We start from the raw sequence: 4,497 nt of genomic DNA on the forward strand, positions 1-4,497 counted from the left end.
TTTTTGGAGTTCCGAGAGGTTACACAGACGGATTTTACAGCTGGTGCAAGCAGGTCATTGCGACTTGTCTGACGGCATTTTTGCAGACAACGATACTCTATCTCGGACTGCTGACCTACACTCAACACGCTCTGCTTGCGGTTGGTATTTGCTTGTCGGCAACGGAAGTTCCGAGGATTGCGCAGATGTATGGATTGGATACGAGCGTCAGGGTCAATATGATGTCTGTCAGCCATACGGTCAGCATGGGAGCTAAGGCTGTTAATATGATTAAGACAAAAGCATAAGGAGTTGATACAAAAAATGAAAACCTACATCTACCCCGAAAACTTAAGGGCTACGGTAAAGCTGTGGTTCTGGAATGTCCGTGATTTTATCATAATCTGCGGCGGAATAATTCTGTCGGTTGTGGTTCTGGTAAACCTGTGGAATGTCCTGCCTTTTGCGGCGACTGCCTGCTTTGCTTTTCTCTCGCTTCGGGTTGACGAAACGGCGATTATGGACTATATTTTTAATGCTGCGAAGTTCTTTCTGACATCGCAGCAATTGTATTTTTGGAGGGAAAATTAAATGACAAAGAACAAAAACAGCGTTCAGGGTCTTATCGGCTTTGAACGTTTTTCACGTTTCGGAGTGAAAACCGACAAGGTCGAAATAGCATTTTTCAGCGTAGAACCCACCAATATTTCAGTGCTTTCAGCGGCTAATATTGACGTGAAGATACATCATTTGATGATGCTGTTAAGCACGATACCGGACTTTGAAATTCTTGCTTTGGACTCTTGCGAGTGTTTTGATACAAACAAGATGTACGTCAAAAAGCGTTTGCAGACCGAGCAGAACGAGGCGGTCAGAAAACTGCTGCAGGCGGACTATGATTTTCTTGACGAGATTCAGGTAGAGATGTCCTCGGCAAGACAGTTTATGTTTGCGGTACGGTTCAGGCGTGAAAAGGACGAGCAGATATTCAGCACGCTTAATCGTGTTGACAAAGCAATCTCAGAACACGGCTTTACGGCTCGTAGAATGAGTAAGTCTGACATAAAGCGTATGCTTGCACTTTACTTCGGAACGAGCATATCGGGCGAGGAAATCCCCGATATTGAGGGAGAAAACGAATTTAATCTGGAGGGATTGCATGAGAATTAATTTACGAAAAAAGAAAAATCTGACGGACGAACAGCTTGAAATTATCAGCACAAAGGACTTTTTTGACCGAACTGTTCCGGGAATAATCAAGTTTTACACCGACCACTATATCTGCGGAAACTTCTACAAGTCCTGCTGGGCGGTAACGGAATATCCGACTTCAACAGAAGAAACGGCTATCCTCGCTCACCTTGCAGACAGGAACGGAGTAACGCTTCGCATTTACAACCGCCTTGTGACAAGTATGGAGCAGCGGAAGATCGTTCAGCAAGCGATGCGTAAAAACCACATGATGACTACCACAAACGATGTGAACGAGAGCATAAAGGCTCAGGATAACATAAATGATGTGGTGGAGCTTTTGAGTGAACTTCGCCGCAATAAAGAACCGCTCCTGCATACGGCTGTATTTATTGAACTGAAAGCAACAAGTGAGGAAAAGCTGAAAGAATTACAGGCGGATATACAAATGGAGCTTACCCGTTCAAAAATCAGCGTAGACCGTCTGCTCCTCCGTCAGAAAGAGGGCTTTTTATCGGTTTTGCCGACTGGCAATAATGTGTTCGCAACTCAGTTTGAACGTGTTCTTCCTGCAAGTTCTGTAGCAAATCTATACCCCTTGAATTACAGCGGAAAAACCGACGAAAACGGCTTCTATATCGGCAGAGATAAGTACGGCAGCAACGTGCTTGTGGACTTTGATAAGCGTACCGAGGATAAGACAAACAGCAATATTCTTATCCTCGGCAACAGCGGTCAGGGCAAGTCCTACTTGATGAAACTTTTGCTGTGCAATCAGCGTGAGGCAGGCAAAAGTGTGTTGGTTTTAGACCCTGAGCATGAGTACGAGGACTTGTGTTCAAATCTCGGCGGCACATACATTGATATGATGTCGGGCGAGTTTATGATCAATCCGCTTGAACCTAAAGCTTGGTCGGAAAATTCTCGCTTTGGAAATCAAGAAAAGGAAACCGATGACAGCCCTGAAACATTCCGAAAAGTAACCCGTTTAAGTCAGCACATCAGCTATCTAAAAGACTTTTTCAGAGCATACAAGGACTTCACAGACGCTGAAATTGACACAATTGAAATCATGCTTATGAAGCTGTACGCAAGATTCGGAATTGATGATTTTACCGATTTCAATACGCTTAACAGTGATGACTATCCCGTGATGTCAGACCTCTACGAACTTATTGAAAAGGAATTCATGGCGTTTGATAACGAGAAAAAGCACCTATACACCGAAGAAATGTTACAGAATATCTGTCTGGGACTGCACTCCATGTGCAAGGGTGCGGAGTCAAAATATTTCAACGGTCACACCAACATCAATGACAGCGAGCTTATCTGTTTCGGAGTGAAAGGTCTTATGGACACAAACAAAAGGCTTAAGGATACTCTGCTGTTTAACATTCTCAGCTACATGAGCAATCAGCTTTTGGGCAGAGGAAATACAGTTGCCGCAGTAGACGAGCTGTATTTGTTCCTCACAAATATGACGGCGATCGAATATATCCGCAACGGCATGAAACGTGTTCGTAAAAAGGAGTCCTCGTTTATTCTGGCAAGTCAGAATATTGAGGACTTTCTTTTGCCTGAAATCAAGGAGTTTACTAAGCCGTTGTTTTCAATTCCGAGCCATCATTTTCTGTTCAATCCGGGTAATATTTCTCCGACTGCATTCATTGACACCCTGCAGTTGGAGGAGTCGGAATATGCTTTGATTAAGTATCCCGAACGTGGTACTTGCCTTTACAGGTGCGGAAATGAGAGGTATCTGTTACAGGTCATCGCTCCGCAGTACAAGGCTGTGTTGTTTGGAAACGGTGGTGGTCGGTAATGTCTGCAACAGTTGCGGCAGCTCTGAAAAAGATAGCGATATATATTCTGGGCGACGAAAAGAAACGAGGAAAGCTGTTTGTGTTGATCGGGAGTATCGCCGTTGGATTTATTGGCTTAATGTGCCTGCCCGTAGCTGTGCTTTCGAGCATGGAGATCGAACAGCCTGAAATTAACGCTGAAATGTTCAGCGATTCGTCTTTGTTTGAAAGCCTTGACAGCGAACAGCAGGCGAAAATAACCGAAATTCAAAACAGCGGTCAGGAAATCGAGGACGCCATGAGGGGCGCAGGGGTTCGCTCTCAGACCATAAAAGCACAGCTGATATATATGTCATATTTCGATGATGTGCAGAATTTCAATGCGCAGTCCTATGCCAACCTGTTCGCCGTTGCTCCGAATGACAGCGATCTGATCGCTGCGATAAATTCAACTTACGGTTTGGAAATCGACTATGACGAATTTATGAGGACCTACACTTGGGTTATGAATTCCACCATAAATGAGTATATGTTTAAGGATAGAACAACAAAAAATTGTTCCGATCTTGCGGCTTGGGCGGAGAATGCGTACATCTCAGGCTGGGGATTTAAGCAGGGTGCAATCGGAAATCGTGACTATGTTGACCGCATCAGATATGCTGATAATGCAGGGCTTATGCTTGGTTATCTGAATTACAATCCCGATGAAAAGTCGTTTGGAAATCAGTTTCAGACGCTTGTTTTCACCGAGCAAGGCAGTCTTGATACCATGCCTGAGGTCGCAGGTATAGGACTGTTTGACGGCAGTCAGCATGGGATATATGTCGGTGACGGCGAGGTGATTTACTGTTCCGAATCAGCAGGATATGTGACAAAAGACCTCGTTTCAAACGGCGGTTGGGTAAGCTGGTGTACCTATGAGGGAGTGGATTATCCGCAGGAAGTGCGGGATAAAATTGATGAAAACGGAGGTGACAGCGAATGAAAAAATCAGTTGCGATAACAATTAGTGATGAAAGATTAGCGGCTCTGGAAATGTATTTGGAGCAGAAAAATATTAAGCTTTCGGATGAAATCGACAAGTGCATTGACGGCTTGTATCAGAAAAATGTACCGCAGAATGTTAGGAATTTTATTGAGATGAAGTCGGAAAAGAAGCCTGCCAAAAAGTCGAGAAACTCTTTGCCTGCCGAAACGGAAAAGCTGTCCGAGCAGTAACAAGCCACAGTTCGCACCGTGTCGCCCCGTGTGGCGAGGTTCGGCGGTCGGTGGGGTAAGTTTACCATAGGAGTGGTTAAACGGCTTTGTGGGCATTTGTCGCAGAGTTTGAGAATGGTGGGAATCAGGAGATTTCGGGTGGGTTTATGAGGGCAAAGCCAATAGGATTGGCTTAAATATTATATTGCAGGTTAAAGTTTGGTCGCTTGAAGCGACCAAACAGACACATCGTCGAGCAAAGCTCGCCGAATTTGCGGAGTTTTGAAAACTTTGACGTGCAGTCGCATAGAATGGAGGTTTTGCAAAT

The 4,497-nt window shown here is 44.7% G+C and carries 6 protein-coding genes; all 6 read left to right on the plus strand.

What is annotated here, in order from left to right; all coding sequences use genetic code 11:
* Nucleotides 1-287, plus strand: a 287-nt coding sequence (locus AB5627_RS14090) for a conjugal transfer protein TrbL family protein (RefSeq protein WP_368369912.1), incomplete at its 5' end; no start/stop codon positions are given.
* A 16-nt stretch (nt 288-303) separates the two neighbouring features.
* Nucleotides 304-570, plus strand: coding sequence for a hypothetical protein (locus AB5627_RS14095; RefSeq protein ID WP_368369913.1), 267 nt, complete (start codon nt 304-306; stop codon nt 568-570).
* Nucleotides 571-1,149: a hypothetical protein gene (locus tag AB5627_RS14100; RefSeq protein ID WP_368369914.1), complete on the plus strand. Its 579-nt coding sequence runs from the start codon at nt 571-573 to the stop codon at nt 1,147-1,149.
* A complete protein-coding gene (locus AB5627_RS14105; protein ID WP_368369915.1) occupies nt 1,139-2,992 on the plus strand; it encodes a VirB4 family type IV secretion system protein in 1,854 nt (617 codons plus the stop codon). Before AB5627_RS14100 ends, AB5627_RS14105 begins: the two co-directional genes overlap by 11 nt.
* Nucleotides 2,992-3,957, plus strand: a complete 966-nt coding sequence (locus AB5627_RS14110) for a hypothetical protein (protein WP_368369916.1) — start codon at nt 2,992-2,994, stop codon at nt 3,955-3,957. The genes AB5627_RS14105 and AB5627_RS14110 overlap by 1 nt, the downstream gene beginning before the upstream one ends.
* Complete coding sequence (locus AB5627_RS14115; protein WP_117864224.1) at nt 3,954-4,190, plus strand: DUF6103 family protein; 237 nt, start codon at nt 3,954-3,956, stop codon at nt 4,188-4,190. Before AB5627_RS14110 ends, AB5627_RS14115 begins: the two co-directional genes overlap by 4 nt.
* Nucleotides 4,191-4,497: the final 307 nt, after the last annotated feature.

Origin of the sequence: Ruminococcus sp. RTP21198st1_G1_RTP21198_201120, assembly GCF_040924265.1 — a bacterium.
Classification (GTDB): domain Bacteria; phylum Bacillota; class Clostridia; order Oscillospirales; family Ruminococcaceae; genus Hominimerdicola; species Hominimerdicola aceti.